Raw genomic sequence first — 23,350 nt, forward strand, 5'->3', positions numbered from 1 at the left:
GGGGGAGGGATACGATGAACACAAGCCACGATGACACGAGGCGGGATTTGTCAGCGGGCAAATTGCAACGTTCTTGTTGGGACGCTATAGCTCGCTGTAGTTGAGGTGCCGGCCCCTGTTCGCCGGCCGGGAGCCATGATGACCGACGCCAGCACTACCTTGCCCAAGACCAATTCCAGCCCCTGGTCGAGCCGGCCGTTTCACCGGCAGTACCTGATGCGGCAGGCCAATAACCTGTTCGACTTTTTCGAGGGGCCCTCGCTCAATCCCAAGGGCGGCTTCTTCGAGCTCGACGATGAGGGCATGCCGCTGAGCGAGGACAATGCGGTGCGCCAGATCCACGTCACCACGCGCATGGTGCATTGCGCGGCCATTGGCAGCCTGATCGGCCGCCCCGGCTCGGGCGAGCTGCTCGACCATGGCATGGACTATATCTGGAACCGGCATCGCGATGCCAAGCATGGCGGCTATGTCTGGGGCTTGGATGACAATGGCGTCACTGATGGCTCCAAGCAGGCCTATGGCCACGCCTTCGTGCTGCTGGCCGCGTCGAGCGCCAAGCTGGTGGGCCATCCGCTGGCCGACCAGATGATTGCGGATGTCACGGCGGTGATCAATGCGCGGTTCTGGGACGAGAGCGTCGGCGCGATGCGCGACGAATACAGCCAGGATTGGGCGACGCTGCTGCCCTATCGCGGGCAGAACGCCAATATGCACATGACCGAGGCGCTGATGGCTGCCTATGAGGCGACTGGCGAGCGAGACTATCTGGTCAAGGCCGAGCGGATTGCCGAACTGATCATCGCCAAGCATGCGGTGCCGCTGGGACACCGGGTGGCCGAGCATTTCGACGCCAACTGGACGCTGGACAAGCATTACGACGGCAATGAAATGTTCCGGCCCTCTGGCACCACGCCCGGCCACTGGCTGGAATGGGCGCGGCTGCTGATGCAGCTGTGGATCCTGGGCGACAAGCGGCTGAGCTGGCTGACCGATGCGGCGCGCAACCTGTTCCGCCAGTCGATCGAGCTGGGCTGGGACCACCAGCATGGCGGCTTTTTCTACACGCTGGACTGGGACAACAAGCCGATCATGCGCGAGAAGCTGTGGTGGCCGGTGAGCGAGGCGATCGGGGCGGCGGCGTTCCTGAGCGCCTATGACCGGGATGACTATTTCCAGATCTGGTACCGCAAGCTGTGGGATTATGCGGAGAACCACGTGATCGACCATGCGCGCGGTGGCTGGATGAGCGAACTGACCGAGGATTTGACGCCGACGTCCCGGCTGTTCGTCGGCAAGCCGGACATCTATCACGCACTGCAGGCCTGCCTGATCCCGCTCTATCCGGCCACGGGAAGCCTGACGGCGGCGATCATCACGGCCGACCATACGATCAAGCAGCACCACTGAAGGTGCTCTCGTCGCTGCGTGCCGACCTCTCCCCCCGGGGAGAGGTGAAGCGGTTGCCAGTTCGCCGCCTCCCGCGTACATCAGCAACACAGCTGAGAGGCCCTTCCATGTCGCGTCCTGACCGTCTGCCCGCCCAATTGCCGCGCCATCTGGTGGAGCGGGCCGTTGCCGACGCCCTCGCGGAAGATCTGGGGCTGGCGGGGGATCTGACCAGCCAGGCGACGCTGACCCCGACGGCGCAGGCCACGGCCAGCCTGTCGGCCCGCGAGGCCGGGGTGATCGCCGGGCTCGACCTGGCCGCGGCAGCGTTCCGGCTGGTCGGTGACGGGGTGGTGTTTACCCCGCTGGTGGCCGATGGCGACCGGATCAAAATCGGCGGCGTGGTGGCGACGGTGACGGGCCCTGCCCGGCTGGTGATGTCGGCCGAGCGGGTGGCGCTGAACTTCCTCAACCACCTGAGCGGCATTGCCACGCTGACGCGGACCTATGTCGACGCGGTGGCCGGAACGGGCGCGCAGATCTGCGATACGCGCAAGACAACGCCGGGCCTGCGGGCCTTCGAGAAATATGCCGTGCGCTGCGGCGGCGGCGCCAATCACCGCTATGCGCTCGATGACGCCATCCTGATCAAGGACAACCATATTGCCGTGACCGGTAGCGTCACGGCCGCCTATCGGGCAGCGGCGGCCTTTGCCGGGCACCTGGTGGCGATCGAGATCGAGGTGCAGAACCTGGCCGAGCTGGAAGAGGCGCTGGCGGCAGGCGCCCGCGTCATCCTGCTCGACAATATGGACAATGACCTGCTGCGCCAGGCGGTGACGATCAATGCCGGGCGGGCCAGGCTCGAGGCCTCGGGCGGGGTGCGGCTGGAGCGAGTGCGCTCGATCGGCGAAACCGGGGTGGACTATATCTCGACCAGCCAGATCACCATGGCGGCGCAGCCGCTCGATCTGGGGCTCGACGTCGAGATCGAGCAGTCCGCGTGACAGCGGCGCAGGCGCCGACCGACGCGGCGCTGACGGCGCTGGCGCTGGAGGCGGCAATCGCGGCGGCGCAGGCGATCATGGCGGTCTATGCCCGGCCGATCAGCGCCGTGGCCAAGAGCGACGGCTCGCCGGTGACGGCGGCCGACCAGGCGGCCGAGGCGATCATCCTTGAATATCTGCGGCCCACCGGCATCCCGGTGCTGGGCGAGGAAAGCGTGGCGGCCGGCGTTCTGCCGGCGCTGGGCACACGCTATTTCGTGGTCGACCCGCTGGACGGCACCAAGGAGTTCATCAAGCGCAATGGCGAGTTCACCGTCAATATTGCGCTGGTCGAGCATGGCGTACCCGTGATGGGGGTGGTGCTGGCGCCGGTCAGCGGCGAGGCCTTTATTGGTGACGCGCGTGGCGCCTACGGCTGCGACACAGCCTCGGGCCGGCCGCTGAATGCCCAGCCGATCGCCGTGTCGAACGGGTCGACCCTGCGCGTTGTCGCCAGCCGCTCGCATGGTCATGCGGCCCTGGCACAGCTGTGCGCGGCGCTCGATATCCAGGCCGATGTATCGGTAGGCTCGTCGCTCAAATTCTGCCTGGTGGCACGCGGCGATGCCGAGCTTTACCCCCGCTTTACCCCCACCTGTGAATGGGATACCGCGGCAGGCCAGGCAGTGCTAGAAGCCGCCGGCGGCGCGGTGGTCACCCTGGACGGGGAACGCCTGCGCTATGACACAGGCAGGCCGGGCTTTCTCAATCCCTATTTCGTGGCTGCGGCCAACCTGACGCTGGCGCAACGCGCGGCCATGGAAATGGCTGGTATCCTGGGCTCAAGCGCGAGCCATGCAACCTGGTCTTAACTGATCTGAGCAAACAGCTGGCCCGTAGAACTTGCACGATTCATGGCTGGCATATAATGAACCAGCATATATCGGCTCGGCATATGCCCTCGGAGCGCGTGCATGAACGTCAGGACTTTGTGTCTTTCTGTCCTCTATGAGGGCGAATCCACCGGTTACGAGATCCGGCGCCAGTGCGTCGAAGGCGAGTGCTCATATTTCGTCGAGGCCAGCTTTGGCTCGATCTATCCGGCGCTGGCCAGGCTGGAAGACGACAAGCTGGTCACCAGCCGCACCGAGCAGCAGGACGGCAAGCCGGCCAAGAAGATCTATTCGATCACCGAAGCGGGCCGCGAAGAATTCGCGCTGCAGCTGGCACAGCCGCTGGGCGATGACATGTTCCGCAGCCCGTTCCTGCTGTTTGCCCGTTTCGCCCATATTCTGCCGCGCGAGCTGGTCGAAGCCCGGTGCAACGACTTTCTGCAGGAGCGGGTCGACAAGCTCAAACATCTCGAAGAGGCGAAGGCCAAGCGTAGCTGCAATGCAGCAGACGATTGGGTCATCAATTACGGTCGTGCCATTATGGCGCTTGCTGAACAGCACATGCGCACCCATATGCACGAACTGATCACATTAGCGCGAGCCGAAGCGGCTAAAGACGCGGCTGAGTAAAGGGGCGATTTCTCTATGCGTGCATTATTTTCTTACGGTATTGCGTTGGTGATCCTGATTTTGACAGGCGCCTGGCTGGCCACGGGCACCCTGGTGATGGGTGGCAATGGTCCGGGTGAAGGCGAAAAGCCCATCATTTCGATCATCGAGGGCGAAGAGCATGGCCCGATTGCCACGCGGCTGGCCGAAGCCGGTGTGCTCGCCGAGCATGAGAGCGTCACCACCATCGATCCCCACCTGACCATTGCCCAGCGCACCGAGGCCGAACACGGTGCCAATACCGCGCTGCAGTCGGTTCGGACCTCAACCTATGTGGCGCAGCCCTTCAGCATCGAAGTGCCGCTGCGCGGCCGCACCCAGGCCAAGGCCTCGGTCAGCGCCGTGGCAGAGACTTCGGGCGTTGTCGACACCGTGCATGTGACCAAGGGCCAGAATGTGGCGGCAGGTGACCTGCTGTGCACGCTGGACCAGGGCACGCGCGCCGCTGCCGTGGCCCAGGCCAAAGCCGGCATGGCGCAGGCCGAGGCCGCTTTGCAGCAGGCGCAGGCCGATTTCGACACCAATGCCGAACTGCGCGGCAAGGGCATCGCAACCGCCAATAGCGCCCGCAGTGTCGAGGTCGCCTTGAGTTCGGCCAAGGCCGGGGTGACTGCGGCCGAGGCAGCGCTCGAAAATGCCCAGGCAGAACTCGATCGCACCGAGATCCGGGCCAAGGTTGCCGGCGTGGTGCAGGCGCCGATCGCCGATGCCGGCGCCATGCTGGCACAGGGTGGCCCCTGCGCGACCATCGTACAGCTCGACCCGATGCTGTTCATCGGCCAGGTGCCGGAAGTGCGCATCGGCCTGGCCAAGCTGGGCCTGCCCGCCAAGATTACCACGATTACCGACCAGTCGGTCGACGGCGAGGTGACGTTCATCGCTGCCACTGCCGACTCGGCCACACGGTCGTTCCCGGTGGAAATCGAACTGCCCAATGCCAATGGCAGCATTCGCGACGGCATCACTGCCACCGCCGTGGTGAATATGGGCTCCGCCCCGGCGCATCTGCTGCCGCAATCGAGCCTGACCCTGAACGCCGATGGCGTGCTGGGCGTACAGGCCGTGGTCGATGGCGCGGTCAGCTTCATGCCGGTGCAGATCGCCAGCGATACCCGCGAGGGCGTGTGGGTTCTCGGACTGCCAGTATCGGTCGACGTCATCACCGTCGGCCAGGAGTATGTCATCGACGGCCAGGCGGTCGACGCCACCAATGTAACAGCGAGCTAAGCCATGCTGGATTTCATCGAACGCATCCTACGGATGCCGCGTGTCGTGCTGACGGTCATGGTGCTGCTGCTCGGGGCAGGCTTCATGGCCTACAATACCCTGCCCAAGGAAAGCTTCCCGGCGATCGACATCCCGTATTTCTACGTGTCGGTCAGCCAGACCGGCGTGGCGCCGCGCGATGCCGAGCAATTGCTGGCCAAGCCGATCGAGGACCGTATCAAGGAAATCGACGGGCTGGAGAACTACTCCTCCACCTCGACCACCGGTCATGCCTCGGTATTCCTTGAATTCAACGTGAGCGCCGACAAGGACAAGGCCCTGTCGGACGTGCGGGCGGCGCTGGACGGCGTTTCGTCCGAACTGCCCGATGACGCCACCGAACCGACGGTGACGGAAATCTCGTTCACCGACATGCCGGTCATCTCGGTGGCAATCTATGGGACGGTGCCCGAGCGCGAGCTGGTGAACCGCGCCAAGGACCTGCAGGACGAGCTCGAAGCCATTCCGGACGTGCAGACCGTGACCCTGTCGGGATCGCGCGATGAAGTGCTCGAGGTCACCATCGACCTCAACCGCCTCGAGGCCTATGACCTGACAGCGGCGCAGCTGTTCGATGCGCTCGCCAAGAACAACATGGTGGTCCCCGGCGGTACGCTGGATTCCGGCCAGGGTTCGTTCAATGTCGAAGTGCCCGGCCTGATCAAGAATGCGCAGGACGTCTATTCGCTGCCGCTCAAGACGGTGGGCGACACGGTGGTGACCTTTGGCGATGTCGCCACGGTGACGCGCACTTTTGAAGACGCCACCCAATATGCCCAGGTCAATGGCCAGCCGGCCATCACGCTGGGCGTGTCCAAGCGCCTTGGCACCAATGTCATCGACGTGTCGGACGAAGTGCGCCGCATTACCCAGGCATTCACGGCCGACTGGCCGCGGGCCATCGAGACCAGCTTCCTGATCGACCAGGCCGACACGACCAAGGGCATGTTCCGGTCACTGGAAGCGGCAGTGCTGACCGCCGTGGCGCTGGTGCTGATCACCTGCATTGCCACGCTGGGCTGGCGGGCGGCCATCATGATCGGCATGTCGATCCCGATCTCGTTCATGATCGCCTTCCTCGTCGTTCAGATGCTGGGCATGACCATCAACATGATGATCATGTTCGGTCTGGTGCTGGCGGTGGGCGTGCTGGTGGACGACCCGATCGTGGTCGTCGAATATGCCGAGCGCAAGCTGCAGGAGGGCGTCTCCAAGAAGGAGGCCTTCATCATGGCAGCGCGCAAGATGTTCGTGCCGGTGGTTTCGGCTACCTTCACGACACTGGGCGCTTTCGTGCCCCTGCTGTTCTGGCCGGGCATTATCGGCAAGTTCATGAGCTACCTGCCCACGATCGTCATCGTGGTGATGATTGCCTCGTTGGTTTCAGCGCTGATCTTCATGCCCATCATCGGCGCCTTCATCGCCTCGAGCCATGTGGACGAGAAGGAAAAGGAAGCCGCCGACGTCGTGATGTATGCCGACAAGTTCGATCCCAACAAGGTGCGCGGGCTCACGGGCCACTATGTGCGGACGATGCAGCATCTGATGCATCAGCCGGTGCTCACCCTGGGCGTGGGCTTTGCCATCGTGATCGCGATGTTTGCCGCCTATATGATGAACCCGACCGGCACCGAGGCCTTCCCGGCCTCCGAGCCTGAATTCGGCACCGTTAACGTGATCACGCGCGGCAATTACTCGCCGGCGGAAATCCGCGACCTGCTGATCGAGGTCGAGGACCAGATCCTGCAGGTCGAAGGCATCCAGGACGTCATCATGAGCTTTGCCGGCGGTACCGGCAGCGGTGGCCTGGGGGGCAGCACGCCGCCCGACACCGTGGGTTCGTTCAACCTGCAGCTGATGCCTTATGCCGAGCGCGTCAAGGCAGCCGAGATCTTCCAGAACATCCGCGAGCGGGTGGCGCCGATTTCGGGCCTGGAAGTGCAGATCGCGGCGCAGGAAGACGGCCCGCCCGCGGGCAAGGCCATCAATCTTCGCGTCGAGGGCACTGTCTATGAAGACCTGGCCCCGGCCGTGGCCAAGCTGCGTGACTATATCGAGAACGACCTGGGCAATACCATCGACGTCGAGGACGGGCGCCCTGCCCCCGGCATTGACTGGCAGGTGACCATCGACCGCGAGGCTGCAGCCAAATACGGCATCGGCGTGCGGGAGCTAAGCCCCTATGTGCAGCTGGTAACCTCTGGCGTGAAGCTGGGCAGCTATCGTCCGGACGATGGCGGCGACGAACTCGACATTCGCGTTCGCCTGCCCGAAAGCCAGCGCACCTTCGACGCGCTGGATTCGTTGCGGGTCGTGACCGCGCAGGGCCTGGTGCCGGTGAGCAACTTCATCACCCGCACGGCGGTGCCCAAAGTGGCCAATATTGCCCGCCGCAATGGCGTCTATGCCATGACGGTGGCCGCCAACCTCGAAGAGGGCTCTGCCTCCCAGGACAAGATCGAGCAGATCAAGGCCTGGCAGGCCGAGCAGGAATGGCCAGCCAGCGTCAAGATCGTCTATGGCGGTGCCGCCGAACAGGTGGACGATACCAATGCCTTCATCGTCTCGGCCTTCGGCGCGGCGATGTTCCTGATCTTCCTGATCCTGCTGCTCGAATATAACAGCTTCTATCAGGTGCTGGTGACGCTCTCGACGGTGATCATGTCGCTGGCCGGCGTGTTGCTGGGCATGCTGGTCACCGGGATGAGCTTCTCGGCGATCATGACCGGCCTCGGCATCGTGGCGCTGGCGGGTATCGTGGTGAAGAACGGCATCGTGCTGATCGACACCTATAACCACTATAACCGCGACGAGCATGTCGAGCCGGTCAAGGCCATGCTGATCACCATCAGCCAGCGGGTGCGCCCGGTGCTGCTGACGGCCATGGTGACGGGCCTGGGCGTGATTCCGATGGCGATGAATATCGAGTTCGACTTCATCCGCCGCGAGATCGTGGTGGGCGGCATTGCCGGCTCGTGGTTCATCCACCTCAGCGCGGCACTGGTCTCGGGCCTGTTCGTGTCGACCGCGCTGACCCTGGTCATGGTGCCGGTGATGGTGGTGGCGCCGACGGTGATGGGCGGGCAGCTCAAGTGGCTGGCCGGGCAGGTCATGCGCCTGGTGCGCTTTACCACCGGTCGCGGTGGCCAGCCCGCCATGGCGGTGCCGGCCGGGTTCGACGGCATGGCCGTGGAAATCCCAGCCGATGCGGATGGCGCTAAGCGCTATATCGTCAGCCCCGATGCCGGGCTGGTGGAGAAGGAAGAAAAGGGCGTGACCGTGGTCAGCCGCCCGGAAGCCGCCGAATAGACTTGCCTCCAAAGCAAGAAGGCCCGCAGCGATGCGGGCCTTTTTTTGTTGGGGCCGTGTCAATCTATCCCTGGGCTCAGGCTCGCGGCCACTGCCCGGCGCGTTAGGTTGGCACAGGGCCTCGCACCCGGAAAGCGCGGAAGATCAATAGTGGCCGAACGCGTGCAGGCGCCAGTCGTCACCGTCGAAAGTAATGTCCGACAACGCGGATGATCTGGGCGCCAGGGCCTGGTCCAGAATGCCTGTGCCGGCAGGTTGGCGCGGGGTACGCCGATATGCCAGCGACCGGGGTGTCGTTCGACGATATCGGCCACGGCCCGCGATCCCATTCCATGCCGCCGATAGGATTTGAGTACAAAGAATTCGGCCATGAACCAGCAGGGCGTGGTGCCGGTCAGCGGGCATTCGTCGATCACAAGGGCAAAGCCGGCGATCTCGTCACCGGCGTGCAGCAGATAGGGAAACTGCCAGAAGCGGGCGAGGAAGCCGTAATCGAAGCGCCCATCAGCGCCCACGGGGAACGGCATGAACTCGGTCATGTCGTACAGATAGAGCTGGATCAGATTGGCGATCGTCTGCTTCTGGTCCGGTCCGGCGGGAGTTACGGTCAATGAGGTCATGTCGGGCAGATTGCCCGGCATGACAGAAAAAGACCAGTATCCCCCGCCCCCGCCCTATTCGGCGGCGGGGAGGCCGCGTTTGACGAAGCCGTCGGGGTCGTTGGCGGTCTGGAGGAGTTTTTCCTCGGCCTCGGTGGCCTCGCGCTGGCGGTTCCACATCTGGGCGTAGAGACCTTCCTTGGCCAGCAGGTCGAGATGGTTGCCGCGTTCGGCGACCACGCCTTCGCGCAGCACCAGGATCTCGTCGGCATTGACCACGGTGGACAGGCGATGGGCGATGACCACGGTGGTGCGGTTCTGAGAGACCACGTCGAGGGCCGACTGGATGTCGCGCTCGGTCTTGGTGTCGAGCGCCGAGGTCGCTTCATCAAGGATGAGGATGGACGGGGCCTTGAGGATGGTGCGGGCGATGGCGACGCGCTGCTTTTCGCCGCCGGAGAGCTTGAGGCCGCGCTCGCCGACGGGCGTGTCATAGGCCTTGGGCAGGGTTTCGATGAAGGGGCCGACCTGGGCCATGGCCGCGGCCGCACGGACTTCCTCGGCCGAGGCGCCGGGACGGCCATATTCGATATTGTAGCCGATGGTGTCGTTGAACAGCACGGTGTCCTGGGGGACCATGCCGATAGCCGAGCGCAGGCTTTCCTGCGTGACGTCGCGCAGATCCTGGCCGTCGATGGTGATGGCGCCGCCGGTAACGTCGTAAAAGCGGTAGAGCAGCCGCGAAATGGTGGACTTCCCGGCGCCGGTGGGGCCGACAATGGCCACGGTCTTGCCGGCCGGGACCTCAAAGCTCACGCCTTTGAGAATGGCGCGATCGGGATCGTAGGAGAAGGTGACATTGTCGAAGCGGATGACCGGGCCGGTAATGACCAGGGGCGTTGCCGTCGGCTTGTCCTCGATTTCCGGATTCTGGTCGAGCAGCTTGAACATCTCTTCGATGTCGGTGAGGCCCTGGCGCAGTTCGCGATAGACGAAGCCGATGAAGTTGAGCGGACGGTAGATCTGCATCAGGAAGGTGTTGAGCAGGACGAAATCGCCCAGCGTCAGCCTGCCGGCCAACACGCCGTTGATGGCCATGATGGCGATGACGAGGAAGCCGCCATAAAAAATCAGTGCCTGGCCGAAGTTGAGGAAGCCCAAAGAGGTCCAGATGCGGATGGCGGAACGCTCATAGCCCGCCATGGAGGCGTCGTAGCGGTCGGCCTCCATCTTCTCATTGGCGAAATACTTCACCGTCTCGAAGTTCAGCAGGCTGTCGATGGCCTTGCCATTGGCATCGGTGTCAGACTCGTTCATGTCGCGGCGAATGGCGATGCGCCAGTTGGACGCCTTCACCGTGAAATAGAGATAGGCCCAGATCGTCACCACCAGCACGCCGAGATAGCTGAAGCCGAACATCCAGACGAAGATGACCGCGGTGATGATGAATTCGACAATGGTGGGCAGGATGTTGAGCATCGTGAAGCGCACGATGGTCTCGATACCCTTGGTGCCGCGCTCGATGACGCGACTGAGCCCGCCGGTACGGCGGGCGAGATGGAAGCGCAGCGACAGGCGATGCAGATGATGGAAGGTGCGCAGGGCGAGCTTGCGCACGGCGTTCTGGCCGACACTGGCAAAGAGCACGTCGCGAAGCTGCTGAAAGCCCGCATCGACGATATTGCCGACGACATAGGCGATGACCAGCACGATAGGCACAGCCAGGCCGAGGATCACGGCGCCATTGGGTACCGAGCCATCGAGGCTGTCGATAATGCCCTTATAGGCAAAGGGAATGAGGGTGGTGGCGACCTTGCTGAGAAGCAGCGCGGCAATGGCCAGGACCACGCGCAGGCGCAGATCGGGCCGGTCGTCCGGCCACATATAGGTCCACAGATTGGCAATGGTCGCGAAAACGGAGGCATCGTCCGCGTTGACGGACGGCTTCTTGTCAGCATTGTCGGATGACATCAGGCGGGTTCCGCTTCCATTTGGGGGATGGCCGGGGCCAGGCCGGCCAGCATGCCGGAATAGGCCGAGCCAAGGGCGGCCAGACGATCATGCTGAACGATGTAGCAATTGCGGGTGCCGCGCGGCTTGCGCTCGATAAGGCCGGCATCCAGCAGCACCTTGATGTGCTGGCTGACCGTGGACTGCGCCAGGGTCAGGGAATCGGTCACATCGGCGCAACAGCACTCCCCGCGCTCCTGCCGGGAGATGATGCGCAGGATGTTGAGGCGCACCGGGTGGCCGAGCGCCCGCATGATGGTGGCAATATCGTCGTCTTGCATGGCGTGCACTGAGTTTATCGGCATATTGCGATATATGGGATTATCCGCCGGAATAATCAATGGCCCGCCGGAGGGCGGGCCATGTTGTACTCAGTTGCTTGTGCCGTCGGGCAGATTAAACACCTGCCCGGGATAAATCCGGTCGGGATTGCGGATCTGGCCGGTATTGGCCTCGTAGATCGTGGTGTACTTGATGCCCTCGCCATAGACGCGGCGGGCGATGGTCCAGAGATTGTCACCGCGACGAATGATGGCCTTGCCGGCGGCAAAGCGCTGGTCGTCGACATTGCCGACCGAGACGGCCACCATGGTGGGCACTTCTGCCGCTGTGGTAGCGGCGTCCGCGGTTTCGGTCGGCGCTGGAGCGGTGTCGGCCGGCGCTGCAGCGGCGGGCGCCGCGGCATTTTCCACTGGTGGCGCCACGGCCGCGGCAACCGCAACAGGCGCCTCGGTCACTGGCAGATCGATGGAGAAGTCGACTTCCGCGCGGGCGATGACATCGCTGCTGCCGGTGCGCAGCATATCGACGCGCACGCGCTGGCTGGGCTTGTTGAGCACCTTGCCGACCTCGATCAGCCAGCGGCCGCCCTCGACCGCTGCGTCGGCGATGAAGACGTCGTCGACATAGAGCCGGATGGTGGTGCCGTCGGCGCCGCTGCCGGCAAAGAAGGATCGGTCACCCTCGACCTCGACGGCGTCGATGGTCGGCGGGGTGACGTCGGCAGCGACCGGTGCCACTGGCGCGGCTGGAAGGGCCGGATCGGCGGCGGCGACGGCTGCAGCGGGTTCTGCCGGTGCGGCCGGCTGCGGTGCCGGCGCTGCGGCAGCAGCCGGCGCGGTCACGGGCTCAGGCGGCGCAGCTGGGGCGACCGCCGGGGCAGCGGGTGCCTGAGGCGCTACCGCGGCGGTGGTCACAGCCGGCGCGACGGGTTGGTCGGCAACTGGGGCGGGCTTGGCGGGGGCCGGCACGGCTGGCGCTGGTGCTGGTGTGGCCACAGCGGTTGGTGTGGCCGTGGCGGCAGGTGTGGGCGTCGCAGCGGCTGTCTGCAGCGGCGCGGCACTGGGCAGGCCCTGAAGCACCTGGCTGGCGGCACCGGGGGTGCTTGCAACCACCAGCGGCTCGCTGGTCTTGTCCTGATTGATGGCAACCACGAAGGATTCGGGGGCCAAGCCCTGCTTGCCGGTCTCACCCAGGGTAATCTCGGCGCCGCCAGGGGCGATGCGGACGTCAGGGACGAAGACCCAGTCGCCGCTCGAGGCGACGGTGGTCTTGCCCAGCAGAATGCCATTGGCAAAAACTTCGATCTCGCTACCCGGCGTGCCGCTGCCGGCGATCACCACCGAGCCGTCGGGCTCGGCGCGCAGCAGGCCAAAGCTGGCGGCGACCAGGCTGTCGGGCGCGGCCAAAGCCGCGGCGGCGGCAGCATCATTGGGAACGATATCGAGTTCGGGTTCGACCAACGCGACTTCGGCACTGGCATCCGGCGCGGCTGGCGCCATGGGTTCGGCCGGCGCGGTGACCGCCTCGACCTGGGTCGGGGTGGCGCTGGCCGGCAGCAGGCCGGCATCGCGCATCTTGCCCTGCAGACACTGGCCCATGCCGTCGGCGGCACTGAAACAGCTGACCACGCTAGGCCCCGCCAGCACGCCAAGGATGACCACGATGGTGGCTGCGGCGGCGCCAAGGGCCAGCGCCAGCGGACTGCGCGCGGCTGGCTTGGGAGCGGGTAGCTTGGGAGTTGAATCGGCCAGTTTGTCCTCCCGGACCGTTGTGACGGCAGTGCCGTCCAGTTTTACAAGCTGTGCTCAAGTGCCCGCAGGGCTTTGAGTCTTGAGCAACTTGTAGGTGATCGATTCATACAGAGCTTCAAAGGAAGCATCAATGATATTGGGCGAGACCCCGATGGTGTACCAGCGTTCCCCACTGCCATCGCGACTTTCCACCAGCACACGGGTGACCGCGCCCGTGCCGCCGTCCAGGATACGGACCTTGAAGTCGACCAGCTCAAGATCTTCGATGCGCGACGAATACTTGCCGAGATCCTTGCGCAGCGCCAGATCCAGTGCATTGACGGGGCCGTTGCCTTCGGCCACCGACATCAATAGTTCGCCCTCGACGCGGATCTTGACCACCGCCTCGGTGACAGTGATCTCGTCGCCCTGGGCATTGTGGCGGCGCTCCACCGAGGCCCGATAGGTGTCGACATCGAAGTAATTGGGCAGCGTGCCGAGCACCCGATGGGCCAGAATGGCAAAGGAAGCGTCGGCGCCGTCATAGGAATAGCCGCGCGATTCGCGCTCCTTGACGGTGCCGAGCAGCGTTTCGAGGCGGGCATCGTCCTTGGCGAGAACGATGCCGTGTCGTGCCAGGGCGGTCAGCAGATTGGACTTGCCGGCCTGCTGGCTGACCATGATGGCGCGCTCATTGCCGACGCTTTCGGGCGGCACATGTTCATAGCTGGAAAAATCCTTGGCCAGAGCCGAGGCATGGATGCCGGCCTTGGTGGCAAAGGCGGAGGCGCCGACATAGGGCGCCTGGCGCAGCGGCGCCCGGTTGAGGCGATCGTCGAAAGCGCGCGAAATCTGGGTGAGCCGGCCCAGGCTTTCGGGGCTGATGGCGGTCTCGAAGCGGGTGGCGAAGGCCGGCTTGAGCATCAGCGTGGGGATGATGGTGATCAGGTTGGCATTGCCGCAACGCTCGCCGATGCCGTTGAGCGTGCCCTGGATCTGGCGCACGCCGGCTTCCACCGCCGCCAGGGTATTGGCCACGGCCTGGCCGGTATCGTCATGGGCATGGATGCCCAGGTGATCACCGGGGGCGACGGTGAGTACCCTGGTGACGATATCGCGCACCTCGCTGGGCATGGTGCCGCCATTGGTGTCGCAGAGCACGACCCAGCGGGCGCCGGCATCGAGCGCCGTGCGCACGGTGGCCAGGGCGTAATCGCCATTGGCCTTGAAGCCGTCAAAGAAATGCTCGCAATCGACCAGGGCTTCCTTGTTGGCCGCCACGGCCGCGGCGACGCTGTCGCGCAGATTGTCGAGATTGTCCGCGAGCGGGATTTCCAGCGCCGTGGTGACCTGGTGGTCCCAGGCCTTGGCGACAAAGCAGACGGCGGTGGCCGCCGAATTGAGCAGGCCCTGCACGCCCGGATCATTTGCGGCGGAACGCCCTGCCCGCTTGGTCATGCCGAAGGCGGTAAAGATGGCACGCTTGGTGCGGGGCGTATCAAAGAACTCGGTATCGACCGGATTGGCGCCGGGATAGCCGCCCTCGATATAGTCGACGCCCAGATCGTCGAGCAGGCGGCAGATGGAAATCTTGTCCTCGAGCGAGAACTCGATGCCGGCCGTCTGCGCGCCGTCACGCAGGGTGGTGTCGAAGAGATAGAGGCGCTCTTTGGTCATGAAACTCACTTCAAACTCACGCGGGCCATTGCTCGGTGTCGTGGTCGGGATGCTGGTGGTTGGAGGTCTTGATCGCGGCGGCCCAGGCGGCGCTGTCGCCATCCTCGGTGCGGCCACGATCGGGCAGCGCGAGAATATCGGCGAACCAGGGCATGCGGCCTTCGATGCCGTCATGGCTACGGGGTGGCACTGCGTCAGGGTGATCGAGTGAACCGATGGTCAGGCTGGTATGGCCGGCATTGATGTCGCGATAGTAGAGCGGCGTGCCGCAAAGCGGGCAAAAGCCGCGTTCGACGAATTGCGAGCTCATGAAACCGGTGGGGCCGCCGCGGGTCCAGACCAGGGTGGCATTGTCGGCGCCGACCAGGGCCTCGAAATAATTGCCCACCGCCTTCTGGCACATGCGGCAGTGGCAGAGATGGGCGCTGTCGAGCCGCAAAACGGCGTGATAGCGCACGGCGCCGCACTGGCAGCCGCCGCTCATGGTCAGGGTATTTGGTGTCGTGTCGCTCATCGGGGGGTCTCCGCTGGTGGCCAGTCATCGGTGTCGTGATCGGGGTGCTGGTGGGAATGGATGCCGGCGAGGAAGGCGCTCCACTCGTCATTGGCCTCGGCGCGGACCGGCAGACTGGTAAGGCCATCAAAGAAGGGCAGCTTGTCGGCCAGGTTGACCTGGATCTGCGGCGCGACGACCGTGGGATCGTCAAAGGCGCCGATGGCCAGTTCGAGGCCGAAGCGGGTTTCATAGGCCAAAGGGGTGCCGCAATCGCCGCAAAAGGCGCGGCGGGCGGCATTGGAGGACTGGAACCATTTGGGCGCGCCACGGGTCCAGGTGGCGTTATGGGCGGTGGCCAGGGGCCCGAAAAATCCGCCAAAGGCCTTCTGGCACATGCGGCAATGGCAGATCGAGGGGCGCCCGAGCCGGGTCACCCGGAAGCGCACCGCGCCGCACTGGCAGCCGCCGGTATGGGCGTCGATTTTGTCGGTCATCGCTTGATCTCCCACTTGGTCTGGCGGGCGCCGGATTCGTCCTTGTAGTCCATCAGGGTGATGCCCTGGGTGGCGAGGTCGTTGCGGATCGCATCGGCCTTGGTGAAGTCCCTGGCGTTGAGGGCGGCGAGGCGGTCGGCGATGGCGGTGGCGATATGGGGCGGCTCGCTGGCATTTTGCCTCTCAAGCGCCTGATCGATAAGGCTTTGAAAGCCAAGTAGCTTCAATGCGGCTAAAAGTTCTTTCTCTTTGCCGGCACCTGACCCGACGACCCATCTCAGGTTTCCAAACAGACTATCGTGTAGCGCGCGACCGACGTCCAAATCATCAGCAAGTGCCGACAACAATCCTTCCGGCAAAGATGAACCTGCTGCTGATGATAGTAAATTGGGGGGCAGATCAGATAGGACTCTGGTCCAGTTCGTAACGTGCTTTAGAGCCTCTTCCAGCCGACTTACCGAAAAATCGATCGGTTCGCGGTAATGGGTCATCAGCATGGCCAGGCGCAGGACTTCACCATCCCACTTCCGGCCGCCGAATTTTTCGGTTTCGAGCAGGTCGTTGATGGTGATGAAATTGCCCAGGCTCTTGGACATTTTCTGGCCTTCGACCTGCAGGAACCCGTTATGCATCCAGATATTGGCCATGGCGTGGGTGCCGTGGGCGCAGCGGGACTGGGCGATCTCGTTTTCGTGGTGCGGGAAGATCAGGTCGAGCCCGCCGCCATGGATGTCGAAGGCATGCGGGTACTGGTGCGCCGCGGGGGAAAGCCGGTCCTGGATTTCGTCCCAGAGATAGCGCTCGCTCATGGCCGAGCATTCGATATGCCAGCCCGGGCGGCCGCGGCCCCAGGGGCTGTCCCAGCCGGGTTCGTTATCGGCAGACTGCTTCCACAGCACGAAATCGGCCGGGTTGCGCTTGTGCGCCTCGACGGCAATGCGGGCGCCGGCCAGGTTATCATCGAGATTGCGACCCGACAGGGCGCCGTAATCGGGCATGGACTTGACGTCGAACAGCACTTCGCCGTCCGCCACATAGGCATGGCCGCGCGCGATCAGGCTGGCGATCAGGTCCTGCATCTGGGCGATATTGTCGGTGGCGCGAGGCTGGACGGTGGGGTCGAGGCAGCCCAGCGCGCGGGCATCGGCGACGAACTGGGTCTCGGTCTTTTCGGTGACCTTGCGGATGGCCTCGTTGAGCGGCAGATCGGGGAAATCGCGCAAAGCGCGGGCGTTGATCTTGTCATCGACGTCGGTGATGTTGCGTACATAGGTGACGTGGTCGGCGCCATAGAGGTGGCGCAGCAGGCGGAACAGCACGTCAAAGACGATGACCGGGCGCGCATTGCCGATATGGGCGAAGTCATAGACCGTAGGGCCGCAGACATAGACGCGCACATTGGCCGGATCGATGGGGACGAAGTCCTGCTTGGCGCGGGTGAGCGTATTGTAGAGCTTGAGCTGCGGGTTGGTCATAGGAGCGTCCTGGCCATGCAAAAAGGCGCTGGCAGACGGCTCTTCAGGGATCAGGATATCAGGATGAAGAAGACCGCGCCGCCAACGAGTGGTTAGCAGGTAATGTTGCAGCGGTTAATCAGAATGATCTGGCTCTTCATGGCGCCATGATTGGCTGCCGCGGAAAGGAAAATCAAGCAGAAAGAAAAAAGGCGACCCCGAAGGGTCGCCAAATCGCTTTGGAGGCGAAGTCTGGATTGGTTCAGCTGCGGAACTGCTGGTGGCAGGCGCCGCAGGTGGCGCCCACCGCCTGGAGCGCGGCGGCATAGGCCGCAGCGTCGCCGGCTTCGGCTGCCGCCCTGCCCGCTTCTGCAGCGTCCTGGCCGGTCTTGGCGATGGCGACGAATTCTTCCCAGTTCTCCCAGATCGAGGGCAGCGCTTCGCTGTCACCGACGATCGAGCCCTCTGGAAACAGCGCCGGGATGTGGCTGTAGTTCTCGCTGAGGGTCTGCATGGCGGCGACGGCCTCTGCACCGCTCAGGTTGCCGGCCGAGCGCAGAATGCCGCCGTCTTCGCGCATCAGCGCCTTGCGCATGGACAGCGCTTCTTCCGGCGTGGTGGGCGCGACGAACGCGTCCTGCGCGAAACTGGCAACAGCGCCCAGGGTCATGAACCCGGCCAGCGTTAGCGCAGTGATCTTCTTGAACGACATAAACGGCCCCCATTGCGCCCTTGCAATTGGTGCAAGAATTACATGGGCTTGTGACGCCCCCAATGCTCACACGGTAATGTTATCGGCCGGCCGGGCCGGCGATGACCACGGTCTGGACGATGTCGCCAAAGACCGACTGGGCATCGCGCATAGCGCCGATGCGCACGACGTCATCGGGCTTGAGGAAGGATGTGCGGGCGCGGCCGAATTTGAGCTTTTCGACGGTGCGGGCCTCGGCAATGCAGGCAAAGCCGATGCCGTCGCGCTTGATGGGCAGGCTTTCATCGTGGCGGTTGGAGACGGTGCCGCCGCCGATGATGGTGCCGGCGCCCAGGCTGCGGGTGCGGGCGGCCTCGACGATCAGGTCGGCGAAATCGAAATGCATGTCGGTGCCGGCATTGGGCTGGCCGAACAGGGTGCCATTGACCTCAACGCGGATCGGCAGGTGCAGGCGGTTGTCGCGCCAGGCCCCGCCCAGGCTGTCGGGGGTGCAGACCACAGGGGCAAAGGCGGTGGCCGGCTTGGCATGGAAGAAGCCGAAGCCGTTCTGCAGGTCATCGAGCACCAGGCGACGCAGCGAGACGTCGTTGCAGACGGTAACCAGGCGAATCGCCGCAGCGGCCTGTTCGCGGTTGGCGGACATGGGCACGGCGCCGATGATGACGGCCACCTCGGCCTCGAAATCGATGGCCAGGTCCGGATCGGTGGCCAGAATTGGGGAAACGGGGGCGGAAAGCGAATCAGAGCCGCCCTGGTAAAGCAGCGGCCGGGTCGACTGCAACTGCTCGTCCTTGCTGCCCTTGAGACTGCGGACGCGCTCGAGATGGCTGAGATAGCCGGAGCCGTCGATCCACTGGTAGGCACGCGGCAGAGGCGCCAAAGCCATAGACGGATCAAAGACTTGGCCGGCAATGGCAAAGGCCTCGAGCTCGTCGGCCAGCGCCGACAGCCGCGGCGCCAGCGCGGCCCAGTCGTCAAGCGCCGCCTGCAGGCTGGGGGCAATGCGGCCGGCCGAGACGAAACGGGTCATATCGGCGGAGACCACGACAAGTTGACCATCCGGGCGACCGTTTTTCAGCGTTGCAAGCTTCATGGAGACGCATTCCCTCGCTGGTGTGTCCGCGCAGCGCTACCACGACGCGGGGGCTGTCACTATAATGTTGCTATGGGTCCTAGCGTTGTCTTAAGGCCCAGTTGCGGCGCGCCGGGCGCCAGTGGATTTCGATGATATTTTTCAGCAGCAGCGGCGTCCGCGCCCTCGTCCTTCTGGCCTTGGCCGTCGTGTGCACCATGCTCGACGTCCAGATCGCCTATGCGCAGTCGGCGCAATGTTCACGGCTGGAAGGCGCCCTGCAGCAGTTCGACCGCAATGGCGACTTCCGCCAGATGGGCGGCAATTCGCAGGCAGCGCGGCAGGCGCAGCGCGACGTGCAGAGCATGGAAAGCCGCTATGTGCGAGATGGTTGCAATGACGCGGCCAAGGCGGGCGTGCCCCTGACCGACCAGTGCCGGCAGATCGGCCGGGAGGTGCTGCGCCTGCGCGAGGTCGCCGCCGGCATTTCCCAGCAGGTGGAAACCGCCAATGCAGTGGCCGGCCAGCGCGAGGCGATCCTGCAGGAAATGGCCCGCTTTGGCTGCGGCGACGACAATGGCTCGAGCGCCGGCTTCAGCAATGAGCGGCAGAACCTGTTCGACCGCATTTTCGGCACGACCTCGGAAGGCGACTTTTCCAACGGCCAGATGATCGATGGCGGCGACTACTGGGGCTATCAGGGCTATCAGACGGTGCGCACGGTCTGCGTGCGCCTGAGCGACGGCTATTTCTGGCCCATCAGCTATGCCACGCTGACCGACTATGTGGCCAATGATGCGGCGACCTGCCAGCAGAGCTGCCCGACCACGCCGGTGGAGCTCTATTTCTACGACAATCCGGGCCAGGAGCCCGAGCAGATGCGCAACCAGTATGGCGCGCCCTATACGGCGCTGCCGACGGCCTTTGCCTACCGCACCACGCTCGACACCAGCCCGAGCGCCAGCTGCAAGGTGACGCCGCAGTCAGACGGCTCGATCAGCATGGCCGAACGTGAAGATGGCAGCACCCGCGCCATGATCGAGGTGGCTGGGGTGAGCTTTCCCATGCCGCTGCGCGATCCGCGTGGCGCCGTGCCGGTGCCCGCCTCCGTCGCCGTAGCACCACTGCAGACGGCCACACTGCTCGACATCCCCCTGCCCCGTCCGCGCCCCGCCGGCCCGGGCGAAACGCCAGTGACACGGCCCGCCGATCAAACGGCGGTCGAAAGCCAGCTGCGGCTGGTGAAGTTCGGCGACAAGGTGGTCAGGGTAGTCGGGCCAGACACGCCGTACGCCCAACCAGCGGAAGCAGGGACTTAAGCTCGGGGCCGTCATGGCGCCCGGTCAGGGCCAGGCGCAGCGGCAGGAACAGGGCCTTGCCCTTGCGGCCGGTGGCCGATTTGAGCGCGCCGGTCCAGTCGCCCCAGGTCTCCACGGTCCAGGGCTCGGGCGGCAGCAGCGCCTTGGCGAGCTTGAGAAAATCGCGATCCTCGTCGGCAATGACCGGCTCGACCGGGCCGGTCACCAGACGGGCCAGATCGGTCATGTCGGTGAATTTGGTGAGATTGTCGCGCAGCGACAGCCAGATGGCCTCGCCTTCAAGGCCCAGGCTAGTCAGCCGCGGCAGCGCCTGGGCATAGCTCATGGTGTGCAGCAGGCGGGCATTGAGATTGTCGAGCTCGACCGGATCAAAACGCGCCGGGCCATGCGAGATCATGGAAAAGTCGAGCCGCTCGGCGATCTCGTCGAGCGAGGCATAGGCCTCGATGGGCAGGCTGGTGCCGGTGATCGATGCCATGATGGCAATGGCCAGCGGCTCGTAACCTTCGTCGCGGAAATCGGCGATCGACTGGCTGCCCAGGCGCTTGGAAAAGCCCTGCCCCTGCGCGTCGGTCAGCAGGTTGTGATGGGCAAAGGTCGGGACGGTGCCGCCCAGGGCTTCGATGATCTCGATCTGCGTGCCGGTATTGGAGACGTGGTCCTCGCCGCGGATGACGTGGCTGATGGCCAGGTCGATATCGTCGACCACCGAGGGCAGCGTATAGAGGTAGCTGCCATCCTCGCGGATCAGCACGGGATCGGACATCGACGCCGTGTTGACCGTCTGGTTTCCCTTGATCAGGTCCTCGAACTGCACAGGCCTGCCATCGAGCTTGAAGCGCCAGTGCGGCTTGCGGCCCTCGGCCTCGAGCCTCGCGCGATCTTCCTCGGTCAGCTTGAGCGCGGCGCGGTCATAGAGGGGCGGCTTGCCCAGAGCGCGGGCACGGGCGCGGCGGCGATCGAGCTCGTCGGCAGTTTCGTAGCAGGGGTAAAGGCGGCCGTCGGCGATCAGCTGGTCGCGGGCGGCGTCATAGAGGTCGGTGCGTTCGGACTGACGCACCAGCAGGTCGGGGGTGACGCCCAGCCAGGCCAGATCGACCTCGATGCCGTCGGCAAAATCGCGGGTCGAGCGCGCCAGATCGGTGTCATCCATGCGCAGGATATATTTGCCGCCGCTGCGCTTGGCAAAGAACCAGTTGAGCAAAGCCGGTCGTGCATTGCCGAGGTGAATGCGGCCGGTGGGGGACGGCGCCCAGCGTACAATGGTCATCCGATGGTGTGATCCTTGTAGCCATTGGTGATGGGATATTTGCGCCCCATGCCGAAGGCCTTTGGCGTGAGCTTGGGGCCAGGCGCGGACTGGCGGCGCTTGTATTCAGCGATATTGATCAGGCGTTCGATGCGCTGAACCAGAGCGGTGTCATGGCCCTGGGCGACTATTTCGGCCAGCGACAGCTCGTCCTCGACGATGCCCTTGAGGATGGCGTCGAGCACGGGGTAAGGCGGCAAGCTGTCCTGATCTTTCTGATCGGGGCGCAGTTCGGCTGATGGCGCCTTGTCGATGATGGCCTGGGGAATGACCTCCCCGGACGGACCGTGGCAATCGCCGGGAACGTGGCTGTTGCGCCAGGCGGCCAGGCGATAGACCTCCATCTTGAACATGTCCTTGAGCGGGTTATAGCCGCCATTCATGTCGCCATAGATGGTGGCGTAGCCGACGCCCATTTCGCTCTTGTTGCCGGTGGTCAGCAGCATGGAGCCCAGCTTGTTGGAGACGGCCATCAGCATGACGCCGCGCATGCGCGACTGGATATTCTCCTCGGCCAGGTCGGCCGGACGGTTGTCAAAGATCGGGGCCAGTTCGGCCAGCGCATCGTCGACCGGATTGCCGATCGAGACGACGTCATAGCGGATGCCGAGTTTTTCGGCACAGGCCTTGGCGTCGACGAGGCTGGCCTCAGACGTATAGCGATAGGGCAGCATGATGGCGTGGACATTGTCGGCGCCCAGGGCATCGACCGCCATGGCGGCCACGACGGCGCTGTCGATGCCGCCCGAAAGGCCAAGCACGACCTGCTTGAAGCCGTTCTTGCGCACATAGTCGCGCAGGCCCAGCACGCAGGCCAGCCAGGGGGCTTCGTCGGTGGTGGTCAATTCGGTCACCGCGCCATCGGCACAGGTCCAGCCATTGTCGCCGCGCACCCAGTCGGAGACGATGAAATCGGTGGCAAAGGACTTGCCCTGGAAGACCAGTCGATTGCCCGGCTCGATGGCAAAGGAGGCGCCGTCAAAGACGATCTCGTCCTGGCCGCCGACCTGGTTGAGATAGAGCATGGGCACGTCGTCTTCGGCGACGCGGGCGCGCACCAGTTCCTTGCGGATATGCTGCTTGTTGGTCCAGTAGGGCGAGCCATTGGGGCAGAGCATGATCTCAGCGCCCCGCATGGCCAGGTGCTCGCAGACGCTGGGGTGCCAGATATCCTCGCAGATCGGGATGCCGACGGGCACGCCCTTGATCGTCACCGGCGTGGCCAGAGGACCGGCGGTGAAATAGCGCTTTTCGTAGAAGACATCGGAATTGGGCAGTTCGCGCTTGAAGCGGGTGGCGATGATGGCGCCCTGCTCGGCGACGATGACCGCATTGTGCAGCCCGACCTTGTCCCACCAGACCGTGGGCAGGACCAGCACCACATCGGTGCCAGCGGTGTCGGCCGCCAGGTCGCGCGCAGCCTGCATGGCGTCGCGGATGAACTGGGGCTTGAACAGCAGGTCGTCGGGGAAATAGCCGGTGAGAAACAGCTCGGAGAACATCAGGATGTCGGCCTTGGCCGCCACGGCATCGGCCAGGGCGGCGCGGGCGAGCGCCAGATTGCCCGTCAGGTCGCCGACCTTGGGATTGAGCTGGGCGAGCGCAATGCGGAGGCGGTCTGTCACGATGAATCTGCCCGTTGGCTGAGAGGGTTCGGGCGCCGCGACAACCAGCTGCCGGAACG

General features: G+C 64.4%; 19 protein-coding genes. 7 read left to right on the forward strand and 12 right to left on the reverse strand.

Annotated features, from left to right (window positions below; genetic code table 11):
* Positions 1-138 precede the first annotated feature (138 nt).
* The 6 genes from AC4NN3_RS06490 (at position 139) to AC4NN3_RS06515 (ending at position 8,512) form a co-directional block, all read left to right on the forward strand.
* Positions 139-1,410: an AGE family epimerase/isomerase gene (locus AC4NN3_RS06490; RefSeq protein ID WP_491926256.1), complete on the forward strand. Its 1,272-nt coding sequence runs from the start codon at positions 139-141 to the stop codon at positions 1,408-1,410.
* A 107-nt stretch (positions 1,411-1,517) separates the two neighbouring features.
* Positions 1,518-2,396: a carboxylating nicotinate-nucleotide diphosphorylase gene (gene nadC / locus AC4NN3_RS06495; RefSeq protein WP_491926257.1), complete on the forward strand. Its 879-nt coding sequence runs from the start codon at positions 1,518-1,520 to the stop codon at positions 2,394-2,396.
* Positions 2,393-3,247, forward strand: coding sequence for a 3'(2'),5'-bisphosphate nucleotidase CysQ (cysQ, locus tag AC4NN3_RS06500; protein WP_491926258.1), 855 nt, complete (start codon positions 2,393-2,395; stop codon positions 3,245-3,247). Before nadC ends, cysQ begins: the two co-directional genes overlap by 4 nt.
* A gap of 102 nt (positions 3,248-3,349) precedes the next feature.
* Positions 3,350-3,898, forward strand: coding sequence for a PadR family transcriptional regulator (locus tag AC4NN3_RS06505; RefSeq protein WP_491926259.1), 549 nt, complete (start codon positions 3,350-3,352; stop codon positions 3,896-3,898).
* Positions 3,899-3,946: 48 nt separating this feature from the next.
* Positions 3,947-5,164 carry an efflux RND transporter periplasmic adaptor subunit gene (locus AC4NN3_RS06510; RefSeq protein WP_491926260.1) on the forward strand — a complete coding sequence of 406 codons (1,218 nt, stop codon included), beginning with the start codon at positions 3,947-3,949 and terminating at the stop codon, positions 5,162-5,164.
* A gap of 3 nt (positions 5,165-5,167) precedes the next feature.
* Positions 5,168-8,512 (forward strand): efflux RND transporter permease subunit, encoded by a 3,345-nt coding sequence (locus AC4NN3_RS06515; protein ID WP_491926261.1) that lies wholly within the window; start codon positions 5,168-5,170, stop codon positions 8,510-8,512.
* A gap of 59 nt (positions 8,513-8,571) precedes the next feature.
* Here the strand turns inward: AC4NN3_RS06515 and AC4NN3_RS06520 are convergent, their stop codons facing one another.
* From AC4NN3_RS06520 to AC4NN3_RS06565, 10 genes are all read right to left on the reverse strand, one after another.
* Positions 8,572-9,153 carry a GNAT family N-acetyltransferase gene (locus AC4NN3_RS06520; protein WP_491926262.1) on the reverse strand — a complete coding sequence of 194 codons (582 nt, stop codon included), beginning with the start codon at positions 9,151-9,153 and terminating at the stop codon, positions 8,572-8,574.
* A gap of 33 nt (positions 9,154-9,186) precedes the next feature.
* The gene (locus AC4NN3_RS06525; protein WP_491926263.1) at positions 9,187-11,082 is read right to left on the reverse strand and encodes an ABCB family ABC transporter ATP-binding protein/permease; all 1,896 of its coding nucleotides are present in this window, start codon (positions 11,080-11,082) and stop codon (positions 9,187-9,189) included.
* Positions 11,082-11,402: an ArsR/SmtB family transcription factor gene (locus tag AC4NN3_RS06530; RefSeq protein ID WP_491926264.1), complete on the reverse strand. Its 321-nt coding sequence runs from the start codon at positions 11,400-11,402 to the stop codon at positions 11,082-11,084. Before AC4NN3_RS06530 ends, AC4NN3_RS06525 begins: the two co-directional genes overlap by 1 nt.
* A 90-nt stretch (positions 11,403-11,492) precedes the next feature.
* A complete protein-coding gene (locus tag AC4NN3_RS06535) occupies positions 11,493-13,064 on the reverse strand; it encodes a LysM peptidoglycan-binding domain-containing protein (RefSeq protein WP_491926265.1) in 1,572 nt (523 codons plus the stop codon).
* A gap of 144 nt (positions 13,065-13,208) precedes the next feature.
* A complete protein-coding gene (gene cimA, locus AC4NN3_RS06540; protein ID WP_491926266.1) occupies positions 13,209-14,810 on the reverse strand; it encodes a citramalate synthase in 1,602 nt (533 codons plus the stop codon).
* 16 nt (positions 14,811-14,826) lie between these two features.
* On the reverse strand, positions 14,827-15,324 hold the full coding sequence (locus AC4NN3_RS06545; RefSeq protein WP_491926267.1) for a GFA family protein: 498 nt from the start codon (positions 15,322-15,324) through the stop codon (positions 14,827-14,829).
* Positions 15,321-15,800: a GFA family protein gene (locus AC4NN3_RS06550; RefSeq protein ID WP_491926268.1), complete on the reverse strand. Its 480-nt coding sequence runs from the start codon at positions 15,798-15,800 to the stop codon at positions 15,321-15,323. The genes AC4NN3_RS06545 and AC4NN3_RS06550 overlap by 4 nt, the downstream gene beginning before the upstream one ends.
* Entirely contained in the window at positions 15,797-17,275 is a 1,479-nt protein-coding gene (gene cysS, locus AC4NN3_RS06555; protein ID WP_491926269.1) for a cysteine--tRNA ligase, read from the reverse strand. Before cysS ends, AC4NN3_RS06550 begins: the two co-directional genes overlap by 4 nt.
* A 241-nt stretch (positions 17,276-17,516) precedes the next feature.
* Positions 17,517-17,966 carry a c-type cytochrome gene (locus AC4NN3_RS06560; protein WP_491926270.1) on the reverse strand — a complete coding sequence of 150 codons (450 nt, stop codon included), beginning with the start codon at positions 17,964-17,966 and terminating at the stop codon, positions 17,517-17,519.
* Between the two features lie 79 nt (positions 17,967-18,045).
* Entirely contained in the window at positions 18,046-19,059 is a 1,014-nt protein-coding gene (locus AC4NN3_RS06565; protein WP_491926271.1) for a fumarylacetoacetate hydrolase family protein, read from the reverse strand.
* 131 nt (positions 19,060-19,190) lie between these two features.
* Here AC4NN3_RS06565 and AC4NN3_RS06570 point away from each other — a divergent pair, with 131 nt between their 5' ends.
* The gene (locus AC4NN3_RS06570) at positions 19,191-20,357 is read left to right on the forward strand and encodes a DUF2865 domain-containing protein (protein ID WP_491926272.1); all 1,167 of its coding nucleotides are present in this window, start codon (positions 19,191-19,193) and stop codon (positions 20,355-20,357) included.
* On the opposite strand, the gene gltX is transcribed toward AC4NN3_RS06570, so the two are convergent.
* The gene (gltX, locus tag AC4NN3_RS06575) at positions 20,302-21,627 is read right to left on the reverse strand and encodes a glutamate--tRNA ligase (protein ID WP_491926273.1); all 1,326 of its coding nucleotides are present in this window, start codon (positions 21,625-21,627) and stop codon (positions 20,302-20,304) included. The two genes, AC4NN3_RS06570 and gltX, sit on opposite strands and share 56 nt — an antisense overlap.
* Positions 21,624-23,291 carry an NAD+ synthase gene (locus tag AC4NN3_RS06580; RefSeq protein ID WP_491926274.1) on the reverse strand — a complete coding sequence of 556 codons (1,668 nt, stop codon included), beginning with the start codon at positions 23,289-23,291 and terminating at the stop codon, positions 21,624-21,626. The genes gltX and AC4NN3_RS06580 overlap by 4 nt, the downstream gene beginning before the upstream one ends.
* Positions 23,292-23,350: the final 59 nt, after the last annotated feature.

The sequence above is a fragment of the Devosia sp. MDV22-iso42 genome (assembly GCF_058629155.1).

Coding starts and splice junctions, on each gene's coding strand:
- AC4NN3_RS06520 (WP_491926262.1), bottom strand. CDS start 9,153: ATGCCGGGCAATCTGCCCGACATGACCTCATTGACCGTAACTCCCGCC.
- AC4NN3_RS06570 (WP_491926272.1), top strand. CDS start 19,191: ATGATATTTTTCAGCAGCAGCGGCGTCCGCGCCCTCGTCCTTCTGGCC.
- AC4NN3_RS06505 (WP_491926259.1), top strand. CDS start 3,350: ATGAACGTCAGGACTTTGTGTCTTTCTGTCCTCTATGAGGGCGAATCC.
- AC4NN3_RS06525 (WP_491926263.1), bottom strand. CDS start 11,082: ATGTCATCCGACAATGCTGACAAGAAGCCGTCCGTCAACGCGGACGAT.
- cysS (WP_491926269.1), bottom strand. CDS start 17,275: ATGACCAACCCGCAGCTCAAGCTCTACAATACGCTCACCCGCGCCAAG.
- AC4NN3_RS06515 (WP_491926261.1), top strand. CDS start 5,168: ATGCTGGATTTCATCGAACGCATCCTACGGATGCCGCGTGTCGTGCTG.
- AC4NN3_RS06530 (WP_491926264.1), bottom strand. CDS start 11,402: ATGCAAGACGACGATATTGCCACCATCATGCGGGCGCTCGGCCACCCG.
- nadC (WP_491926257.1), top strand. CDS start 1,518: ATGTCGCGTCCTGACCGTCTGCCCGCCCAATTGCCGCGCCATCTGGTG.
- cimA (WP_491926266.1), bottom strand. CDS start 14,810: ATGACCAAAGAGCGCCTCTATCTCTTCGACACCACCCTGCGTGACGGC.
- AC4NN3_RS06545 (WP_491926267.1), bottom strand. CDS start 15,324: ATGAGCGACACGACACCAAATACCCTGACCATGAGCGGCGGCTGCCAG.
- AC4NN3_RS06565 (WP_491926271.1), bottom strand. CDS start 19,059: ATGAAGCTTGCAACGCTGAAAAACGGTCGCCCGGATGGTCAACTTGTC.
- AC4NN3_RS06560 (WP_491926270.1), bottom strand. CDS start 17,966: ATGTCGTTCAAGAAGATCACTGCGCTAACGCTGGCCGGGTTCATGACC.
- AC4NN3_RS06490 (WP_491926256.1), top strand. CDS start 139: ATGACCGACGCCAGCACTACCTTGCCCAAGACCAATTCCAGCCCCTGG.
- gltX (WP_491926273.1), bottom strand. CDS start 21,627: ATGACCATTGTACGCTGGGCGCCGTCCCCCACCGGCCGCATTCACCTC.
- AC4NN3_RS06550 (WP_491926268.1), bottom strand. CDS start 15,800: ATGACCGACAAAATCGACGCCCATACCGGCGGCTGCCAGTGCGGCGCG.